The sequence below is a fragment of the Streptomyces changanensis genome (genome assembly GCF_024600715.1).
Taxonomy (GTDB): domain Bacteria; phylum Actinomycetota; class Actinomycetes; order Streptomycetales; family Streptomycetaceae; genus Streptomyces; species Streptomyces changanensis.
In genome coordinates this window covers 1,364,199-1,383,239 of record NZ_CP102332.1, presented here as the reverse complement: position 1 = coordinate 1,383,239, position 19,041 = coordinate 1,364,199, and the positions used below count along the sequence as shown (strand labels likewise).

Below are 19,041 nucleotides of genomic sequence, written 5' to 3'. Positions count from 1 at the left end.
GAGCCCTTCGTGACCACTGCCTTCGACCCCGTCGACCTCGCCGGCACGCCCCTGCGCAACCGCGTCGTGATGGCCCCCATGACCCGCAGCCGCGCCCCCGGCCGCGTCCCCACGGAGCTGATGGCCGAGTACTACGCGCAGCGCGCCTCCGCCGGGCTGATCATCAGCGAGGGGATCCAGCCCACCCCGGAGGGGCAGGGGTACCCGGACACCCCCGGCCTGCACTTCGCCGAGCAGGTCGCCGCCTGGCGCCGGGTCACCGACGCCGTCCACGCCGCGGGCGGCCGGATCTTCGCGCAGCTCATGCACGCGGGCCGCATCGGCCACCCCTCCGTCCTCGCCGACCTGCCCGGCGACCTCCACCCCGTGGCCCCCTCCGCCGTCGCCGCCGCCGGGCAGCTGTACACGGCCGAGGGGCTCAAGGACTACCCCGAACCCCGGGAGCTGACCGGCGCACAGGTGCGGCAGGTGATCGAGGGCTTCGCCGCCGCCGCCCGCAACGCCGTCGAGGCCGGCTTCGACGGCGTGGAGCTGCACGGCGCCAACGGCTACCTGATCCACCAGTTCCTGGCGCCCGGAACCAACCGGCGCACCGACGAGTGGGGCGGGTCGGTGGACGACCGCGTCCGGTTCGCCGTCGAGGCGGTCAAGGCCGTCGCCGCCGCCGTCGGAGCCGAGCGGACCGCGTTGCGGATCTCGCCCGGGAACCCCTTCAACGACATCGACGAGCCGGACCCGCTGCCCGCGTACACGGCACTCGTCGCCGAGCTCGACCCGCTGGGCCTGGCCTACCTGCACGTCCTGGAGGCGTCGCCCGAGGTGCGGGACGTCACCACGCAGCTACGCAAGCAGTACTCCGGCACCCTCGTCCTCAACCCGGCGACCGACGGCCCGACCGACCACGGGGTGCTCACGCTGGTCGAGGACGGCACCGCGGACCTCCTGTCCTTCGGCGCGCTCTTCCTGGCCAACCCGGACCTCCCCGCCCGGCTCGCCGCCGGCGGGCCGTACAACGAGCCCGACCGGGCCACCCTGTACGGCGGCGACCACCGCGGCTACACCGACTACCCGACGCTCTGACCCGCCGCGCCGGGCCCGCACGGCCGGACCCGGCGTCCCGCACGGCGGGGACCCGCTGCCCGGGGACCGTGGACGACCGGTCCCAGCGCGGTATGCGGCCGGCTGCCCCGTACCCGGCCGGTCCTGCCCCGTACCCGGGGTCCCGGCGCGGTACCCGGCCGGACCCGCCCCCGCACGCGTCAGGGCCCGCCTCCCCGGCACGTGCGGGAGGCGGGCCCTGACGACCCGTTCGTCGTCTCGGCGGCCGGCGTCGGCGGCCGGCGGCCGCGGCGGGTCAGCGGACCGGCGTGAAGTCCCTCGCCCCGATGAACTCCGGCCGGCGGACGGGCGCCGCGAAGGGTTCCACGGCCGTGTTCTCGACGCTGTTGAAGACGATGAAGACGTTGCTGCGCGGATAGGGCGTGATGTTGTCGCCCGAGCCGTGCATCGCGTTGCAGTCGAACCACGTCGCCGAGCCGGCCTCGCCGGTGAACAGCCGGATGCCGTGCGCGTCCGCGAACCGCGTCAGCGCCTCGTCCGACGGGGTGCCGGCGTCCTGCATCTGCAGCGACTTCTTGTAGTTGTCCTTCGGCGTCTCGCCCGCGCAGCCCAGGAACGTCCGGTGCGAGCCCGGCATGATCATCAGGGCGCCGTTGGTGTCGCGGTTCTCGGTCAGCGCGATCGACACGGAGACCGTCCGCATCCGCGGCAGCCCGTCCTCCGCGTGCCAGGTCTCGAAGTCCGAGTGCCAGTAGAAGCCCGAGGCGCCGAAGCCCGGCTTCACGTTGACGCGCGACTGGTGGACGTACACGTCCGAGCCGAGGATCTCGCGGGCCCGGCCCACCACCCGCTCGTCGCTGACCAGCCGCGCGAACACGTCGCTGATCCGGTGCACCTCGAAGACCGACCGCACGTCCTGGGACTTCGGCTCGATGATCGAGCGCTCGTCGGCGCGGACCGCCGGGTCGGTGACGAGCCGGTCGAGCTCGGCGCGGTACGTGGCGACCTCGTCCGGGGTGAGCAGCCGGTCGACCGCGAGGAAGCCGTCACGCTCGAACGACTCCAGTTCGGGCGTCAGTGGCCCCCAGACCACCGGGTCCTGCCGGGGGGTGACCACCTCGGTCGCGCCCCGGGTCGGGTACAGGTCCGGTACGCCCGCGGCGGCGGACGGGACGGTGGTGGCGGCGGTGGGGTTCGGGGTGGTCGTGGTCATGGTTCAGCCCTCCTCCGTGAGCAGCGGGTACACACCGTTCTCGTCGTGGTCCTCCCGCCCGGTGACCGGCGGGTTGAACACGCACACGCACCGGAAGTCGGTCTTCGGACGCAGGGTGTGCCGCTCGTGGCCGTCGAGCAGGTACATCGTGCCGGGCTCGATCCAGTGGGTCTCGCCCGTCTCGTCGTCGGTCAGCTCCGCCTCGCCCTCGACGCACAGCACGGCCTCGATGTGGTTCGCGTACCACATGGACGTCTCGGTCCCGGCGTACAGCACGGTCTCGTGGAGCGAGAAGCCGACCTTCTCCTTGGCGAGCACGATGCGCTTGGACTCCCAGGTGCCGGAGGCCGCCCGCACGTGGCGCTCGGTGTTCTCGATGTCCTTCAACGATCGGACGATCACGGTGGTGCTACTTCCTTTCGTACGGCGTACGGGGCGGGACCGCGGGGGCCGGGGCCTTCGCGGCTCCCGGGGCCCGGCGCGCTCGGGGCGCCGGGGTTCCCGTGCGGTCCCGCGGTTGCGGACTTCCGGGGTCAGGCGGTCTCGCGGACGGCACGCGCCAGCGTGGTCAGCCCCTCGTCCAGTTCCTCGGGCGTGACCGTCAGCGGCGGGAGCAGCTTCACGACCTCGCTCTCGGGGCCGGACGTCTCCAGCAGCAGGCCGAGCTCGAAGGCGCGCCGGCAGATCCGCGTCGCGCGCTCCTTGTCGGCGAACTCCAGGCCCCAGACCAGGCCGCGGCCCCGGTAGTGGGCGCCGTCCGCGGAGTTCTCGTCGCAGATGGTCAGCAGCGCCTGCTCCACCTGCTCGCCCCGGGCGAGGGTCTGCCGCTGCGTGCCGCCGTCGGCCCAGTACGCGCGGAGGGCCGCCGTCGCGGTGACGAAGGCCGGGTTGTTGCCGCGGAAGGTGCCGTTGTGCTCGCCGGGTCCCCACACGTCCAGCTCCGGCCGGAACAGGCAGAGCGACATGGGCAGTCCGTAGCCGCTGATGGACTTCGACAGGGTGACGATGTCCGGGGTGATGCCGGCCTCCTCGAAGGAGAAGAACCCGCCGGTGCGGCCGCAACCCATCTGGATGTCGTCGACGATCAGCAGCATGTCGCGGCGGTCGCACAGCTCCCGCAGCGCGCGCAGCCACTCGGGCCGCGCGACGTTGATGCCGCCCTCGCCCTGCACGGTCTCGACGATGACGGCGGCCGGCTGGTTGAGCCCCGAGCCGCTGTCCTGCAGCAGCCGCTCGAACCACAGGAAGTCCGGGACCCGGCCGTCGAGGTAGTTGTCGAACGGCATCGGCGTGCCGTGGACCAGCGGGACGCCGGCGCCGGCCCGCTTGAAGGCGTTGCCGGTGACGGCGAGCGAGCCGAGCGACATGCCGTGGAAGGCGTTGGTGAACGACACGATGGACTCGCGGCCCTTCACCTTCCGGGCCAGCTTCAGCGCCGACTCCACGGCGTTGGTGCCGGTCGGGCCGGGGAACATCACCTTGTACGGCAGGTCCCGGGGGCGCAGGACGAGGTCGTGGAACGTCTCCAGGAAGGCGCGCTTGGCGGTGGTCGCCATGTCCAGCCCGTGCGTGACGCCGTCCCGCTCCAGGTAGTCGATCAGCGCTCGTTTCAGCACGGGGTTGTTGTGGCCGTAGTTGAGGGAGCCCGCGCCGGCGAAGAAGTCCAGGTACGAGCGGCCGTCCTCGTCGGTGAGGCGGGCGCCCCGCGCGTGGTCGAACACGGTCGGCCAGCCGCGGCAGTAGCTGCGCACCTCCGACTCCAGGTTCTCGAACGCGGCCATCGGGGACGCGCCGCCGTCGTAGGCGGTCGGGGCGGGGCTCGGGGTGGCGGTCGGTCGGGCGGACGGGGTGATGGTCACAGCTGGTCCCTCCTGCGGGGGTCGCGGGGCGTGGGCGGGGGAGCGGGGGCGGGGGCGGCGGCGGTCAGCCCGCCGCGGCGACCGGCCGGATGCGGTAGAGCACCTCGGGCTCGTGGCCGCCCTCCGGGAACAGCTCCCCGTCGAAGAGGACCTCCCGCTCCAGCGAGGCGCCCCGGCGCTCGGCGAACGAGGTGAAGAGCCGGTCGGACGCCGTGTTGTCGGGCGTGACGGTCGTCTCCACGGTGTGGATCCCGCGGTCGGCCAGCCGCGCCACGAGGGCGTCCAGCAGCGTGCCCGCCAGGCCCCGGCCGCGGTGGCCGTGGTCGACGGCGACCTGCCAGACGACGAGCGTCCCGGGCCGGTCGGGGCGGACGTAGCCGGTCACGAAGGCGACCGGTTCGCCGTCCGCGCCGCGCGCGACGACGGACGTGGCCGCGAAGTCCCGGCACCACAGCAGGTAGCTGTACGAGGAGTTCAGGTCCAGCACCTCGGAGTCGCGGGCGATGCGCCACAGTGCGGCGCCGTCCTCCACTCGTGGGCTGTCGATGAATTCGGATCGGGCAGGTACGAGGTCTGTTGGTGCGGCGGTCATGCGGATGGAACTTACCCAGCAATTCTTCGGATTGCATGGCCGGAAGGTGTTGGGTGGCTGGCGCATCTGTGTTATCGCGCGTACACGGGACGATCCGGCGGCGCCTGTGGTTGTGGCCGATTTGCCGGGATAAATTGGGTCATAATGCTGCGGATGTGGAATCGATCACACCTCGAAACGCCCGTCGGGCCTCCATGATTCGTTCACAGGAGCGTGCGCGAATCTTGGCGTTTGGCATCATCGGATGTGGGCAGCAGAAAGTGGGGAGCTGCCCACCCGAATACCTCGGTGAAAACAGCCGAAGTACGTCGGAAATAAGTGCCGAATTCTTCGTCCGCAGCAATAGGGGCGCGCGTTGGGGGGCGCCGGTGCCGCCGGACGCGTCCCGCCCGGCGCCGGGCCCCCGCGTCCGGTTCCGCGACCCTCCCGCGCGTCGTGTTCGCACATCGACGCCGTCCGCCCGTACACATGGGGAAGAGACCGTCCCCGCCCGGTCGTTGACCGGACCGGACGGCAGGGCAGCGATCAGTGAGGGGCGGGTGGGCGCGGCGGTGGAACTGCGTCAGCTGGAGTACTTCGTGGCCGTCGCCGAAGAGCACGGCCTCGGTCGCGCCGCCGAACGGCTGCGCACCACCGCGGAGGCGGTGGCCGGGCGGATCGGCGCGCTGGAGGGCGACCTGGGGCTGCGGCTCTTCGAACCGGCGGCCCCCGGGCACGTACGGCTCACCGCCGCGGGCGAACGCCTGCTGCCCGAGGCACGGGCCGCGCTCGCCGCGGCGGGACGCGTGCGGGAGACGGCGGCCGGCATCGCCGGCGGGACGGACGGCCTGGTGCGCCTCGGCACCAGCCGCGCCTTCTCCGACCGCGTGTACCGGGCCCTCGGCGTCCTCGCCGAACGGCGCCCCCGGCTGCGGGTGCGGCAGGAGCGCGCCCCGCAGGACGCGCGCCTCGCCGCGGTCCGCTCCGGGACGTTCGACGCCGCGCTGGTGCGGGCCGTGCGCCGCGTCGACGGGATGGTGCTGTACCCGGTGTGGACCGAACCGCTGCTCGTCGCCCTGCCCGCGGGGCACCCGCTCGCCGCGGCGGACGAGCTCCATCCGGAGCAGCTGGCGCGCCTCCCGCTGCGACTGGCGCCCCGCGCGGTGAATCCGGCCTTCCACGACCTGGTCACGGGTGCCCTCCCGCACTGGACGCCCGGCCCCCCCTTCACCACCCTGCGGGCCACCCTCGACGACCTGGCGGGCGCCGCGGAACCGTCCTGGACGGTCTTCCACCCGGTGGGGCCCCTGCCTCGCGACCGCCGGCTGGCCTTCCGCGCCCTGCGCGCGCCCCGGGTCCCGGTCTCGCTCGCCGTACGGGCGGGCGGTCTCGTTCCGGCGGTACAGGCCCTGCTGGAGGCGCTCACCGGCACCACCGACCCGCCGCCCGCGCCGCGGCCGGTGTCCGTGCCGACCCCCCTGGCGGCACCGCCCCGGCCGGCTCCGCGTACGGCACCCCGGCCGGCACCCCTTCCGGCGACGGTACGGGCTGCCCCGGCCCGGTCCGCGGCCCCGGCCGCCGGGGCCGCCGGCGTGTCACGGCCGCCGTGCGGCACCCCGGTCGCGGCCCCCGCACCCGCGCTCCGGGCGTCCGGTGACCGGCGCGACGCCACCGCGCGGACCGGAACCCCGGGCGCGACACACGCCCCGCCCCCACAGGGACCTGCTCCGACCGGCATGCCGGTCCCGGCGCCGGGCGGAGCCGCGACGCAGGGCCCGGTCCCGGCTTCGACGCACGTCCCGGCCGACATGCCGGCCGCGGCTCAAGCCCCGGTCCCGGCGCAGGTCCCGGTCCCGGTCCCGGCTTCGGCACAGGCCCCGGCCGACATGCCGGTCCCGGCGCAGGGCCCGGTCGTGGCGCAGGCCCCGGTCCCGGCGCAAATCCCGGCCCCGGTTCAGGCCCCGGTCCCGGTTCAGGCCCCGGTCCCGGCTCGGGGCGGGCTCCCGGTACACGCCCCGGTCCCGGCCGACGCGCCAGGCCGGTCCTGCCCTGACGCGGCCTGCCCTGACCCGCCGCCCTGACACGCCCCCGGCGGACGAGCCGTCCCTACCGCCACGCCTCCGCCGCCGCCCGCAGCGCCGCGTCCGTGTCGACCTCCCGGCCCGTCGCGGCCAGGGCGGCGCCCAGGGCCGTCAGGCACGCCCGCACGGTGCCCGGGGTGGCGGCGGGCCCGTAGTGGTTCACCCGGACCATCTCCGCGGCCAGCGCCCCGCCGCCCGCCGCCAGGGGCAGCGCCGGGGCCGCACCGCCGGGGCCGGAGGCGGGCGCCGCCTCCAGCGCGGCGGCCACCAGCAGGGAGGCGTCCACCCCGGCCGGGGTGCGCAGCGTCGTCGCGACGGGGGCGGCCTCCCGCGCCTCGTGCACGTACGGCTCCAGGCCGCCCCCCAGCGCGAGCACGCCCGCGCGGGTGGCCGCCGCGGCCGACGCGTGCCGCGCGGTGAGCGCGTCCAGTCCCTCCGCGTCGATACGGTCCAGGCACGCCTCCAGCGCCAGCATCTCCAGCTGCGCGGGCGCGTGGAGCAGCGCCCTGCGGCCGCCGTCGATCCAGCGCTCCTTCCAGTCCAGGAGGGAGAGGTACGAGCGGCGCGGCGCGGCCGGGTTCGCCGCGAACCGCTCCCACGCGCGCGGGCTGACCGAGACGGCGGAGACACCCGCCGGGCCGCCCATCGCCTTCTGCGCGCCGATGATGCACAGGTCGACGCCCCACGCGTCCGGCAGCACCGGCTCCGCGCCGATCGAGGCCACCGCGTCCAGGTAGAACAGCGCGCCGTGCGCCCGGACCACCTCGCCGATCTCCGCGACCGGGTTGGTGTTGCCGGTCGCGGCTTCCGCGTGCACCAGCGACACGAAGTCGATCTCCGGGTGCCGCTCCAGCGCCCCGGCGACCTGCTCGGCGGTGGCCGCCGTGTGGAAGGGCACCTCCAGGTCCACCACCGTCGCGCCGCAGTCGCGCAGCCAGTCGCCGAAGGTCTGCCCGTACGGACCGGTGATCACGTTGAGCGCGGTCGAACCGGGTCGCGCGCCGCTGCGGATGCCCCCCTCCAGCGGCAGCAGCGCCTCGCCCTGCGTGACGACCACGTCGTGCCCGGTGCCGAGCAGCGCGGCCACGCGCCGCTCGATGGCCGCGAAACGGTCGGCGGTCAACGGGGCCAGATCGAGGAGGGGGTGCGTCACGGGGCTCTCTTTCCTTCACGTACGGACTGCTTCGCCGAGGGTACTTGCGCCCTCGTAGAGTGCTGGGCATGAGCCTGGTGCTGCATGTGACGGGGCGGGTGCTGGCCGGCCCCGAGGACGTACGCGACGAACTGTGGGTGGTCGACGGGCGGGTGACCTACGACCGGCCGGCCGGCGCGCGGGACGTCCGCACGGTGACCGGCTGGGCGCTGCCCGGTCTGGTCGACGCGCACTGCCACGTCGGTCTCGACGCCCACGGGCCCGTCGACGCGGCGACCAGCGAGCGGCAGGCCCTCACCGACCGGGACGCGGGCACGCTCCTCATCCGTGACGCCGGTTCGGCCGCCGACACCCGGTGGATCGACGACCGCGGCGACCTGCCGAAGATCATCCGCGCGGGCCGCCACATCGCCCGCACCAAGCGCTACATCCGCAACTACGCGCACGAGATCGAGCCCGCCGACCTCGTCGCCTACGTCGCCCGCGAGGCGCGCCGCGGCGACGGCTGGGTGAAGCTCGTCGGCGACTGGATCGACCGCGACGCCGGCGACCTCACCGCCTGCTGGCCGCGCGCCGAGGTCGAGGCGGCGATCGCCGAGGCCCACCGGCTGGGCGCCCGCGTGACCGCGCACTGCTTCGCCGAGGAGTCGCTGCGCGACCTGGTGGAGGCGGGCATCGACTGCGTGGAGCACGCCACGGGCCTGACCGAGGAGACGATCCCGCTCTTCGCCGAGCGCGGCGTCGCGATCGTGCCGACGCTCGTCAACATCGCGACGTTCCCCCGGCTGGCCGCCGGGGGAGAGGGCAAGTTCCCGCGCTGGGCGGACCACATGCGCAGGCTGCACGCGCGCCGGTACGACACGGTCCGCGCCGCGTACGACGCCGGCATCCCCGTGTTCGTCGGCACCGACGCGGGCGGCTCGCTGGCGCACGGGCTGGTGGCGGCCGAGGTCGCCGAGCTGGTCACCGCCGGCATACCGCCGCTCGACGCGCTGTCGGCGACGACCTGGGGCGCCCGCGCCTGGCTGGGGCGCCCCGGCCTGGAGGAGGGCGCCCCGGCGGACCTCGTCGTCTACGACGCGGACCCGCGCACCGACGTCCGGACGCTGGCGGCGCCCCGCCGGATCGTCCTCGACGGCCGCGTCGTGGGTTGACGTCGGGCGGCGGTCAGCGGGTGAGGAACGCCAGCCGGGCCCGCTTCTCCACGAGGTGGACCTCCGGGAGCACGATCTCCGGGAGGACCACCTCGGGGCCGAGCTCGAAACCGCCGCGGACCAGCAGCGCGACGGCCTTGTCGTTCGCCGCGTCCGGCTCGGCGACGATCCGCGTGCGGCCCCCGCGCAGCGCGAAGTCCGTCAGCACGCCCAGCAGGTGCCGGGAGAAGCCGCGTTCGGGTGTGTCGGTGGGCGCCAGCAGCAGGTGGACGCCGATGTCGCCCGGCTGGACCTCGTAGCACTCGCTGACCCGGTCGGCCTCCGGCTCGTACGTCTGGAACAGCGCGACCGGCGCCCCGTCCCGGTACACCAGGAACGCGTGGTGCGTCGTGAGCGAGTCGAGGTGCGCGTAGACGTCCCGCACCTCCGCCACGTCGATCTCCCGCATGCCCCAGAACCGGGCCCGGTCCTCGCTCACCCAGGCGTGGACCAGCGGGGCGTCGCGGTCGGGGTCCAGGGGCACGATCCGTACCGTGCCGAAGCCGTCGACGGCCTGCTCGTACGTGGCGGGGCGGGGGTCGGCGCTCGTCGTCATGCGGGGTGCTCCTTGCTCAGCCGGTTCCAGTCGGTGATCACGGGGGTCAGGGCGCCGCGCCGCCACAGCGGCAGCTGGTCCGCCTCGTGCGGGTCGCCGGGCACGCCCGACGCGCCGAACGGCACGACCCACAGGCTGTCCTCGCGCCGCGCGAGGTCCCATACGTAGCGGGCGGCCGGGCCGCGCGCGCTGCGGTCGGTGACGCCGGGGACGCTCGACGTGGACAGCACGCAGTCGTGGTCGCCGTCCAGGCCGGGCCACCGGGCGTCGTCGCCGTCCGGCAGTGCCGCCCACGGCGCGAGGCGGTGCGTGGCGCCCCACGGTCCGTCCGGCGGCGCGGCGGCCGTCGCCTCCAGGGCGGCGCGCACGGCGGCCTCCCGGTCGGCGGGCGGCACGGGCCCGGACGTCAGCAGCGTCTCCAACGCGTAGGCGACGCGCGGCACGAGGGCCAGCCACGGCCGGAAGAGCGCCGGGTACGCCGGGATCTCGGCCAGCGGCGCGAAGGCGGCGTGGGCGGCGACGCGGCGGACGACCTCGCCGCGCACGGCGGCGTACAGCGCCGCGTCGACGCTGTCGGCGTCCATGTGCCGGTCCCAGCGCAGCAGCCGGTCGCGCAGGGCGGCGGCGGGCGCGGTGAGCCCGTCCAGCCCGGCGGCCAGGTCGAGGAGCGGGCGGGCGGACGCGAGGTGGGTGTCGGTGTGCACGGCCGCCATGCCGGCCGCCGTCCACTCCCGCGACCCCGCCAGGAGCCGCGCGATGCGCTCGGCGCGGTGCGAGGGCGCGAACTCGACGCCCAGCGGTCCCGCGAGACCGCGTGCGTTGGCCATCACCGCCACGCCGTCGACGGGGGCGCGCGGCAGTGGCTCGTGACGGCCGCGCCACTCGTGCGCCGGCTCCCAGGCGGGGACGACGCGCAGCATGTTGTCCCGGTGGCGTACGGGGACGTGGCCGGCGACCCGGTGGAGGGTGCCGCCCTCGGTGTCGGCGGCCTGCACGACGTTCACCGGCTCGACCCACCGGTCGACGGCGCGGTCGACGTCGGCGACCGTCCGCGCGGCGAGCAGCGCGGGCAGCGCGGCGAAGCCGAGCTCGCCGGTGACGCGCGGCGGGTGGCGCAGGCTGAGGGCGCCGCCCTCGCCGTCGTCGGGGACCACGACGGGGCCGCGGTCGGTCTCGACGACCTCCACGGTGACCGGTGCGGCGCCCCGGACCTCGATGGTCTCGGTGTGGACGCGGGCGGGCCGCCACCCGTCGGGACCGAGCGCCTCGGTCCCGCCGTCGCGGTGGCGCAGGCGCTCGCGGTACAGGTCCTGGTAGTCGGCCATGGCGTTGGTGATGGCCCAGGCGGCCGTCCCGGTGTGGCCGAAGTGGGCGAGGCCGGGCACGCCGGGCACGGCGAGGCCGACGACGTCGTACTCGGGGCAGGCGAGCCGTATCTGCTGGTAGACGCCGGGCGCCTCGATGAACCGGTGCGGGTCGCCCGCGAGGAGCGCGGCGCCGGTGGCGGTGCGGTCGCCGTCGACGAGCCAGCCGTTGCTGCCGGCGGTGCCGGGGCCGTCGGTCGCGAACAGCTCGACCTGCTCGTCGCCGAGGACCCGGGCGACCCGTTCGCGCCAGAGCTTGGTGGGGAAGCCGGCGAAGAGGATGTGCGTCGACAGCCATACGCCGAGCGGCACCCACGGCTCCCACACGCCCGGTTCGAGGCCCGTGGCGGTGAACTCGCGGCTGCGGCGGGCGCCTTCGGCGAGCCCGGCGTTGACGCCGTCCGTGTACGCGGTGACCCACGCCCGGGTCTCGTCGTCGAGCCGGTCGAGGCAGCGGCGGGCGGTGTCGGCCAGCCGGGCGCGCCGGACGAAGACGTCCCAGTCGACGGCGTCGGGCCCGAGGAAGGCGGCCGTCGTGCCCTGGGCGCGGTGACGTTCGACCTCCAGCTGCCACGCCCGGTCGTGGGCCGTGGTGCGGCCCTGGGCGTGGGCGAGTTCGCGCGGGTCGTCGGCGCGCAGATGCGGGATGCCCCAGGGGTCCCGGTAGACCTCGATGCTCACTCTTGTCCTGATCTCTTTAGGTAAGGCTGGCCTAACTTAAGCCACCGGTGGGCGATTGGCAATCCGGACGGGGTGGGAGGGGCGGGTGATTCGAATGCTTGACCGGAAACTCCCCTTTGGGGTGAACTCACGTCAGGTGGCCGCCGGTTCACCCTCCGTGCGCCAGGATTCCCGTGTCCCAAGTCGCCACCGCACACATGTCCCTGTGGGCGGGTGTTCGGCGACTCCTGTCCTCCGTGGGGGTTCCACCACCGTGTCCAGCACCACCTTCCGCCGCTCCGCGGCCGCCGCCGTCACCGCGCTCGCCACCGCCGCGCCCCTGGCCCTCGCCGCACCCGCCGCGCGGGCCACCACCGACGGCGAGGGCCGCGCCTCCGCCGCGGTCCTCCGCGCCGACCTGGACGTCTCGCTCCTGGACGGCGGCGTACGGGTCCCCGTGAACACCGCGCTCAACGACGTGCGGGCACCCGCGACGGCGGAGAGGACGACGCTCACCGTGCGGGTGGACGGAGTCGACGGCGGCAGGCCCGTGCGGATGCTGCGCGCCGACGTCGCCTCCGCGAAGGCCGCCGCCGACGCCCGCCGCGCCGAGGGCTCCGTGCGGCTCGTCCGGGCGAGGGTGCACCTGCCCGGCCTGCCGCTGCTCTCCCTCGTCGAGGTGGAGCAGGTCACCGCCCAGGCGGTCTGCGCGGCCGGCGCCCGGCCGACCGCCACGGCGAACGTCCTCGGACCGGTGACCGTCCTCGGCAGGCGCGTCACGCTGACGGCGGGCGGCCGGACCAGCGTGAAGGTGCCGGGGGCCGGCGACGTCACCCTGGACCTGTCGCGGCGCTCCGCCACCTCCACCACGGCCGCCGCCACGGCGCTGGAGCTGAAGGTCTCGGTCGACCCGCTCGACCTCAACGTCGCCGACGTCCGCGGCACGGTCACCCTCGCCGAGGCGTCCTGCACCCGGCCCAGGGCGGCCTCGCCCTCCACGGCCCCCGAGCCGTCGGCGCCCGCCACGTCCCCGGCGGAGCGGCCCACGGAGGGCCTGGAGCCCCAGTCGGGCGGCGGGACGCCGGAGAAGGAGGCCCTCGCCGAGACCGGCGGCGACTCGCGCACGCCGTACGTCGTCGCCGGGGCGGCCGCGCTGCTCACCGCGGGCGCGGCGACCCTGGCCCTCACCCGGCGCGCCCGACGTGAGCGGTCCTGATCGGACGCCTCGGCCCGGCCGGTTCGGCCCGGCCGGTTCGGCTGGTTCGGCCGGTCGGGAATGATGGTCGGCCGCTGACGTCTTCCCCGTGGTCCGTGGGGGCGCCTGAGGTCGGTGGGTGGGGTCGGGGCCGCGGCGGGTCACCTCCTCGGGGCCGGCGGCCTCGGGTACCTCGGAAGTGAACCCGCTGTCGCCGCCGACCCCTGCGGGGGCGACCCGCCACGGCCCCTCCCGAGACCGTCGGCGACCCGGGCGGTTCCCTGGGGCTGGTTGCGGGCTGCCGGTCTGGGACCGTTGCGTGGGGAGGGGGTGTCCTGCCGACCTGACCGGCAGGACACCCCGTGCGGGGGTCAGTCGCGGGCGCAGCCCGCCATCACCAGCGCCTGGTCCAGCGCCTGGAGGAACCGGTTCGTCGTCACGCGGTCCCGCACCGCGAGCCGCAGCCACTGCGGACCCAGCCCCGGGAAGGTGTCGCCCCGCCGCGCGGCGAAGCCCAGGTCGCGCAGTCGCTCCCGGACGACGTCCGCGCCCTCCACGCGGATCAGCACGAACGGCCCCTCGGCCGCCTCGACCACGCGTACCTCGTCGAACTCCGCCAGTCCGGCCAGCAGGTGGGCGCGCTCCACGGCGACCCGCCGCGCCGCCTCCTCCGCCTCGGCCAGCGCCTCGCGCTCCATGCACGCCTCGGCCGCCACCAGCGCCGGCGTCGACACCGGCCACAGCGGCTGGACGCGCTCCAGCGCCGCCACGGTGTCCGGCGCCGCCAGCACGTAACCGATCCGCAGCCCCGCGAGGCCCCACGTCTTCGTGAGGCTCCGCAGCACCACCAGTCCCGGCACGTCCGTACGCCCGGCCAGCGCCTCCCGCTCGCCCGGCACGGCGTCCATGAACGCCTCGTCCACCACCAGGGTCCGGCCCGGCCGCGCCAGCGCCGCGATCGTCCCGGCCGGGTGCAGCACCGACGTCGGGTTGGTCGGGTTGCCGACGACCACCAGGTCGGCGTCCTCCGGGACGCGCGCCGGATCGAGCCGGAACCCCTCCTCCTCGCGCAGCACCACCCGCCGCACCTGGTGCCCCGCGTCCCGCAGCGCGGCCTCGGGCTCCGTGAACTGCGGGTGGATCACGACCGGTCGGCGCACCGGCAGCGCCCGCGCCAGCAGCACGAACGCCTCGGCCGCGCCCGCCGTCAGCAACACGCGCCGGGCCGGCAGCCCGTGCCGCTCGGCGACCGCCGCGCGCGCCGCCCGCCCGTCGGGGTAGGCCGCCAATCCGGACAGCGACGCGGCGAGCCGCTCGCGCAGCCACGCGGGCGGGGTGTCCGTGCGGACGTTGACCGCGAGATCGGTCAGTTTCTCGTCCCGGACCTCGACGTCGCCGTGGTGCCGCAGGTCGTACGCGTCCGTGTGGCGGGGGCCGGGGAACGGTCTGTCGCTGTCTGTGTGGGTATACATGGCCGCCAGCTGGGGGTGGGGGACAGTGGGGGGTGGTCGGCGGGTCGACGGGGTCGGCGGCCCACCGGTTATCTCTCCACCGCCGGACGGGGAATCCGGCGCCGGATCAGCGGTCGACGCCGCGCCGGTAACCCGAACGCCGCGTCCTCACGGGTGTACCCGCGCCCTCCGGCGGGCAACCGCCCGTCCCCGTGCGCCACCGCCACCGCGCACGTCACACGTGCCGACTTCCGCCGCGGTACGAGCAGTTCGCCCGCGCCCCCGCGGGCGGCCGCCTCGGCCAGCGCCGCGGCCTCCGCCACCGACGGCGTCCCGGTCGCCGCGAGCGCCGCGGCCGACGGGTGGGGTACCGCGACCGACGCCAACTCCGCCGCCGGGTGGGCCCGCAGGGGCAGCCCGAGCCGCGCCGCGGCCGCGACCAGCCCAGGCTCGCCCGCCTTCGCCTCGACCGTCGCCAGCGCCGCGACCTCCTCCGGCCGCCGCCCCGCCCCGCGCAGCACCGCCAGCACCAGCGCGCACACCTCGTCCGCGGTCACCCCCCGCCGGGCTCCCACGCCCACCACCAGCGTCACGGCCGGCAGTGCTCCACGAACCGCCGCGCCGTCCCCGGCACGGCCGCCCAGTGCGTGTGCACGTAACTGGCGTGCACACCGCCCCGGACGAAACCCTCGACGCGCCGCTCCGGCTGCCGCAACCCCCACGCGGGCGTCGCGCCCGCGCCCGGCTCGATGACCGTGCGGTGGAACTCGTGGCCCCGCAGCCGCGTTCCGACCGCCGCCACGGGGCTGTCGCTCACCGCGACCGCGTCCCGATAGCCCAGCGTCAGCCGTTGCGTCATCCTCGCGTCCGCGTCCAGCACCCCGCACATCGGCCGCCCGTCGAGCGACCGCGCCAGGTACAGCAGCCCGGCGCACTCCGCCGCGACCGGCGCGCCCGACCGGGCCAGCGCGGCGACCGCGTCCCGCAGCGCCTCGTTCGCGGCCAGCTCCGGCGCGTACACCTCGGGGAAGCCGCCGCCGACGACCAGGCCGCGCGTCCCCTCCGGGAGCTTCTCGTCCCGCAGCGGGTCGAACGCCACCACCTCGGCCCCCGCCGCGCGCAGCAACTCGGCGTGCTCGGCGTACGAGAAGGTGAACGCGGCGCCGCCCGCGACGGCCACCACCGGCCGCTCCCCGCCCGTCCACCCGGCGGCGCTCGGGCGGTCCCCGGCCGGGGCGTCCGCCGCGAGGGCGCTCTCGGCGGACCACGCCCGCGCGTGCAGCTCCGGCGCGCTGCGGGCCAACGCCAGCAGCGCGTCCAGGTCACACCCCGAGCGGACCTGCTCCGCCTGCGCGCGCACGGCGTCCAGCGCCTCCGCGTGCCGCTCGGCGACCGGTACCAGGCCCAGGTGCCGCGAGGGCGTGGACACGGCGGGCGCCCGCCGCAGCACGCCGAGCACGGGAACGCCCGACTCGCCGAGCGCCTCCCGCAGCAGGTGTTCGTGGCGGTCGGTGGCGACCTTGTTGAGGATCACCCCGCCGATCCGCACCTCCGGGTCCCACGACGCGAACCCGTGGACCAGCGCGGCGACCGACCGGGACTGCGAGGAGGCGTCCACGACCAGCACCACCGGTGCCTTCAGGACCTTCGCCACCTGCGCCGTCGACGCCAGCTCGCCCTGGTCGGCGGCCCCGTCGTACAGCCCCATCACCCCTTCGACGACCGCCAGGTCGCAGCCGCGCGCGCCGTGCGCGAAGAGCGGCGCGACCAGCTCCGTGCCGCACATGAACGCGTCGAGGTTGCGGCCCGGCCGGCCCGTCGCCAGGGCGTGGTAACCGGGGTCGATGTAGTCCGGGCCGACCTTGTGCGGCGACACCGCGAGACCACGGCCGGCGAACGCGGCCATCAGGCCGGTCGCGACCGTGGTCTTGCCCGCGCCCGAGGAGGGCGCGGCGATGACGAGACGTGCTACCACTCGATGCCCCGCTGGCCCTTCTGACCGGCGTCCATCGGGTGCTTGACCTTGGACATGTCGGTCACCAAGTCGGCGAACTCGCACAGCTCCGCCGGCGCGTTGCGGCCGGTGATGACCACGTGCTGCTGCCCCGGGCGGTCGCGCAGCACCCGGATGACCTCCTCCGTGTCCACCCAGCCCCAGTGCAGGAGGTAGGCGAACTCGTCGAGGACGTAGAACCGGTACCTCTCCTCGGCCAGGCAGCGCTTGATGTGCTCCCAGCCCTCGCGGCCCTTGTCCTCGTGCGACTGCTCGCCCTCCTTGGGGTCGCGCTGGATCCACGACCAGCCCTCACCCATCTTGTGCCAGTCGACGGTGCCGCCCTCGCCCGTCGCGCCGAGCGCCTTGAGGGCGTTCTCCTCGCCGACCTTCCACTTCGCGGACTTGACGAACTGGAACACCCCGACCGGCCAGCCCTGGTTCCACGCGCGCAGCGCCATCCCGAAGGCGGCGGTCGACTTGCCCTTGCCCACGCCCGTGTGGACCATCACCAGCGGTCGGTTGCGGCGCTGGCGGGTGGTGAGTCCGTCGTTCGGTACGACGTCCGGCTGTCCCTGCGGCATCAAGCGGCCCTCCTCGTAGTACGAACATCCCTGACCAGTCCGGCGATCGCGTCCGCGCGCAGCTCGTCCAGGGTCACGGCGTCGCCGCCGAGGCCGTGGGCCAGCTCCGCGGCGAGCCCGAGCCGCACGGGCCCCGTCTCGCAGTCCACGACGACCGCCGCCGTACCCTCGGCCGCGTGCAGCGCGGCGGCTCGCTCGGCCAGCCGCAGCGGCTCAGGCCCGCCCGTCGCCCGCCCGTCCGTCACGACGACGAGCAGCGGGCGCCGCGCGGGGTCGCGCAGCCGCTCCACACGCAGTACCTCGTGCGCCTTCAGCAGGCCCGCCGCCAGCGGCGTGCGGCCCCCCGTCGGCAGCGTCTCCAGGCGCGCCGCCGCCGCGTCCACGGACGACGTGGGCGGCAGCGCCAGCTCCGCGTCCCGGCCCCGGAAGGTCACCAGGCCCACCTTGTCGCGCCGCTGGTAGGCGTCGAGCAGCAGCGACAGCACGGCGCCCTTGACCGCGCCCATGCGCTGCCGCGCCGCCATCGAACCCGACGCGTCCACCACGAACAGCACCAGGTTGCCCTCGCGCCCCTCCCGCACCGCCTGGCGCAGGTCGTCGCGGTGGACGACGAGCCCCGGCCCGGAGCGGCCGCGCGCCCGCTGGTGCGGGGCCGCGGCCCGGACCGTCGCCGCCAGGTGCAGCTTCGTCAGGGCGCCCCGCGGCCGGCGCGACCCGGTGGTGCGGCCGTGCTCGGTACGCGCCCGGGAGCGCCGGCCCGCGGCGCCGTTCCCGAGCCCGGGCACGGTCAGCGCCCGCGTACGGTACGGCTCGGCGGCCTTCACCGGCGCCTGCTCGGGGGCCGGGCCGGCACCGGCGGAGGGCTGCGGCGAGGGCTGGGGCCCGGGTGCCCCGTCCGGCTCGGGCCGCTCACCGGAGGGCTCCGCGCCGGCGTCCTCCCGCGGCCCCTGCGGCTGCGGCGGCACGCCGCCGTCCGGTCGGCCGCCCCCACCGGGACCGCCGTCGCCGTCGCCGCCGTCGTCGGGGCCCCGCGGGTCCGGGTCCGGCTCGTCGTCCCCGCCGCCGAACTCCTCCAGCGTCTCGTCCAGCTTCTCCTCGTCCAGCCCCGGCGCGTCGAAGGGGTTGCGGCGGCGCCGGTGCGGCAGCGCCAGCAGCGCGGCCTGCCGCACGTCGTCGACCGTCACGTCCTCGCGCCCGTCCCACGCGGCGAGCGCCGTCGCCGCGCGCGCCATGACGATGTCCGCGCGCATGCCGTCCACCTCGAACGCGGCGCACGTCGCGGCGATCTGACGCAGCGCGTCGTCACCGAGCCGCACCCGCGGCAGCAGCGCCCGCGCGGCGACGATCCGCTCCCGCAGCGCCGCCTCCTCGCCCGCCCAGCGCGCCGCGAAGCCGGCCGGGTCGTCGTCGTACGCCAGGCGCCGCCGCACGACCTCCACCCGCTGCTCGGGGTCCCGCGAGGCCGCGACCTCCACGGTCAGCCCGAACCGGTCGAGCAGCTGCGGCCGCAGCTCGCCCTCCTCCGGGTTCATCGTGCCGACCAGCAGGAACCGCGCGGCGTGCCGCACGGACACGCCCTCGCGCTCCACGTGGGAGGCGCCCATGGCCGCCGCGTCCAGCAGGTGGTCGATCAGGTGGTCGCTGAGGAGGTTGACCTCGTCGACGTAGAGGATGCCCCGGTGGGCCTGGGCGAGCAGGCCCGGCTCGAAGGCCTTCACGCCGTCGGCGAGGGCGCGTTCGATGTCGAGGGAGCCGACGAGCCGGTCCTCCGATGCGCCGACGGGCAGTTCGACCATGCGGGTCGTACGCGTCACGCCCGTGCCCGGCTCGTGCGGCCCGTCCGGGCACTGCGGGTCGGGTGCCTGCGGGTCGCAGGCGAAGCGGCAGCCGGCGACCACGTCCATGTCGGGCAGCAGCGCCGTGAGGCCGCGCACGACCGTGGACTTGGCGGTGCCCTTCTCACCGCGCACGAGGACACCGCCGATGGCCGGTGAGACGGCGTTGAGCAGCAGGCTCAGCCGCATGTCGTCCATTCCGACGACGGCGGTGAACGGATAGGGAACCGAAGCCATGTGCGGAGAACCCCTTTCGAGGGAAGTGCGGGGGGCG

At 75.8% G+C, this 19,041-nt stretch carries 16 protein-coding genes; 4 read left to right on the top strand and 12 right to left on the bottom strand.

Annotation, left to right across the window (positions count from 1 at the left end; all coding sequences use genetic code 11):
- Nucleotides 1–9 precede the first annotated feature (9 nt).
- Nucleotides 10–1,080 (top strand): alkene reductase, encoded by a 1,071-nt coding sequence (locus tag NRO40_RS06110; RefSeq protein WP_058944211.1) that lies wholly within the window; start codon nucleotides 10–12, stop codon nucleotides 1,078–1,080.
- Nucleotides 1,081–1,354: 274 nt separating this feature from the next.
- Here NRO40_RS06110 and thpD read toward each other — a convergent pair whose 3' ends face one another.
- The 4 genes from thpD to ectA all read right to left on the bottom strand — a co-directional run bounded on the left by thpD (nucleotide 1,355) and on the right by ectA (nucleotide 4,723).
- Nucleotides 1,355–2,272: an ectoine hydroxylase gene (thpD, locus tag NRO40_RS06105; RefSeq protein WP_058944212.1), complete on the bottom strand. Its 918-nt coding sequence runs from the start codon at nucleotides 2,270–2,272 to the stop codon at nucleotides 1,355–1,357.
- A gap of 3 nt (nucleotides 2,273–2,275) precedes the next feature.
- The gene (locus NRO40_RS06100; RefSeq protein ID WP_058944213.1) at nucleotides 2,276–2,674 is read right to left on the bottom strand and encodes an ectoine synthase; all 399 of its coding nucleotides are present in this window, start codon (nucleotides 2,672–2,674) and stop codon (nucleotides 2,276–2,278) included.
- Nucleotides 2,675–2,805: 131 nt separating this feature from the next.
- Nucleotides 2,806–4,053, bottom strand: coding sequence for a diaminobutyrate--2-oxoglutarate transaminase (ectB, locus tag NRO40_RS06095; protein WP_058944230.1), 1,248 nt, complete (start codon nucleotides 4,051–4,053; stop codon nucleotides 2,806–2,808).
- Nucleotides 4,054–4,195: 142 nt separating this feature from the next.
- The gene (gene ectA / locus NRO40_RS06090) at nucleotides 4,196–4,723 is read right to left on the bottom strand and encodes a diaminobutyrate acetyltransferase (RefSeq protein WP_058944214.1); all 528 of its coding nucleotides are present in this window, start codon (nucleotides 4,721–4,723) and stop codon (nucleotides 4,196–4,198) included.
- A gap of 551 nt (nucleotides 4,724–5,274) precedes the next feature.
- Here ectA and NRO40_RS06085 point away from each other — a divergent pair.
- Nucleotides 5,275–6,783, top strand: coding sequence for a LysR substrate-binding domain-containing protein (locus tag NRO40_RS06085; RefSeq protein WP_198549431.1), 1,509 nt, complete (start codon nucleotides 5,275–5,277; stop codon nucleotides 6,781–6,783).
- 25 nt (nucleotides 6,784–6,808) lie between these two features.
- Here the strand turns inward: NRO40_RS06085 and NRO40_RS06080 are convergent, their stop codons facing one another.
- Nucleotides 6,809–7,936, bottom strand: coding sequence for a pyridoxal-phosphate-dependent aminotransferase family protein (locus NRO40_RS06080; protein ID WP_058944215.1), 1,128 nt, complete (start codon nucleotides 7,934–7,936; stop codon nucleotides 6,809–6,811).
- A gap of 68 nt (nucleotides 7,937–8,004) precedes the next feature.
- On the opposite strand from NRO40_RS06080, the gene NRO40_RS06075 reads away from it, so the two are divergent.
- Entirely contained in the window at nucleotides 8,005–9,090 is a 1,086-nt protein-coding gene (locus NRO40_RS06075; RefSeq protein WP_058944231.1) for an amidohydrolase family protein, read from the top strand.
- A gap of 13 nt (nucleotides 9,091–9,103) precedes the next feature.
- Here NRO40_RS06075 and NRO40_RS06070 read toward each other — a convergent pair whose 3' ends face one another.
- Both NRO40_RS06070 and NRO40_RS06065 read right to left on the bottom strand, forming a co-directional pair.
- Complete coding sequence (locus NRO40_RS06070; RefSeq protein ID WP_058944216.1) at nucleotides 9,104–9,685, bottom strand: GNAT family N-acetyltransferase; 582 nt, start codon at nucleotides 9,683–9,685, stop codon at nucleotides 9,104–9,106.
- Nucleotides 9,682–11,730, bottom strand: coding sequence for a penicillin acylase family protein (locus NRO40_RS06065; RefSeq protein WP_058944217.1), 2,049 nt, complete (start codon nucleotides 11,728–11,730; stop codon nucleotides 9,682–9,684). The genes NRO40_RS06070 and NRO40_RS06065 overlap by 4 nt, the downstream gene beginning before the upstream one ends.
- A gap of 253 nt (nucleotides 11,731–11,983) precedes the next feature.
- On the opposite strand from NRO40_RS06065, the gene NRO40_RS06060 reads away from it, so the two are divergent.
- Nucleotides 11,984–12,925 carry an SCO1860 family LAETG-anchored protein gene (locus tag NRO40_RS06060; RefSeq protein ID WP_058944218.1) on the top strand — a complete coding sequence of 314 codons (942 nt, stop codon included), beginning with the start codon at nucleotides 11,984–11,986 and terminating at the stop codon, nucleotides 12,923–12,925.
- A 350-nt stretch (nucleotides 12,926–13,275) separates the two neighbouring features.
- On the opposite strand, the gene cobC is transcribed toward NRO40_RS06060, so the two are convergent.
- The 5 genes from cobC to NRO40_RS06035 form a co-directional block, all read right to left on the bottom strand.
- The gene (cobC, locus tag NRO40_RS06055; protein WP_058944219.1) at nucleotides 13,276–14,376 is read right to left on the bottom strand and encodes an Rv2231c family pyridoxal phosphate-dependent protein CobC; all 1,101 of its coding nucleotides are present in this window, start codon (nucleotides 14,374–14,376) and stop codon (nucleotides 13,276–13,278) included.
- A gap of 68 nt (nucleotides 14,377–14,444) precedes the next feature.
- Nucleotides 14,445–14,948, bottom strand: coding sequence for a cobalamin biosynthesis protein (locus NRO40_RS06050; protein WP_058944220.1), 504 nt, complete (start codon nucleotides 14,946–14,948; stop codon nucleotides 14,445–14,447).
- Nucleotides 14,945–16,330, bottom strand: a complete 1,386-nt coding sequence (locus NRO40_RS06045) for a cobyrinate a,c-diamide synthase (RefSeq protein WP_058944221.1) — start codon at nucleotides 16,328–16,330, stop codon at nucleotides 14,945–14,947. Before NRO40_RS06045 ends, NRO40_RS06050 begins: the two co-directional genes overlap by 4 nt.
- Nucleotides 16,324–16,932: a cob(I)yrinic acid a,c-diamide adenosyltransferase gene (gene cobO, locus NRO40_RS06040; protein ID WP_058944222.1), complete on the bottom strand. Its 609-nt coding sequence runs from the start codon at nucleotides 16,930–16,932 to the stop codon at nucleotides 16,324–16,326. The genes NRO40_RS06045 and cobO overlap by 7 nt, the downstream gene beginning before the upstream one ends.
- On the bottom strand, nucleotides 16,932–19,004 hold the full coding sequence (locus NRO40_RS06035) for a putative cobaltochelatase (RefSeq protein WP_058944223.1): 2,073 nt from the start codon (nucleotides 19,002–19,004) through the stop codon (nucleotides 16,932–16,934). The genes cobO and NRO40_RS06035 overlap by 1 nt, the downstream gene beginning before the upstream one ends.
- Between the last annotated feature and the right edge of the window lie 37 nt (nucleotides 19,005–19,041).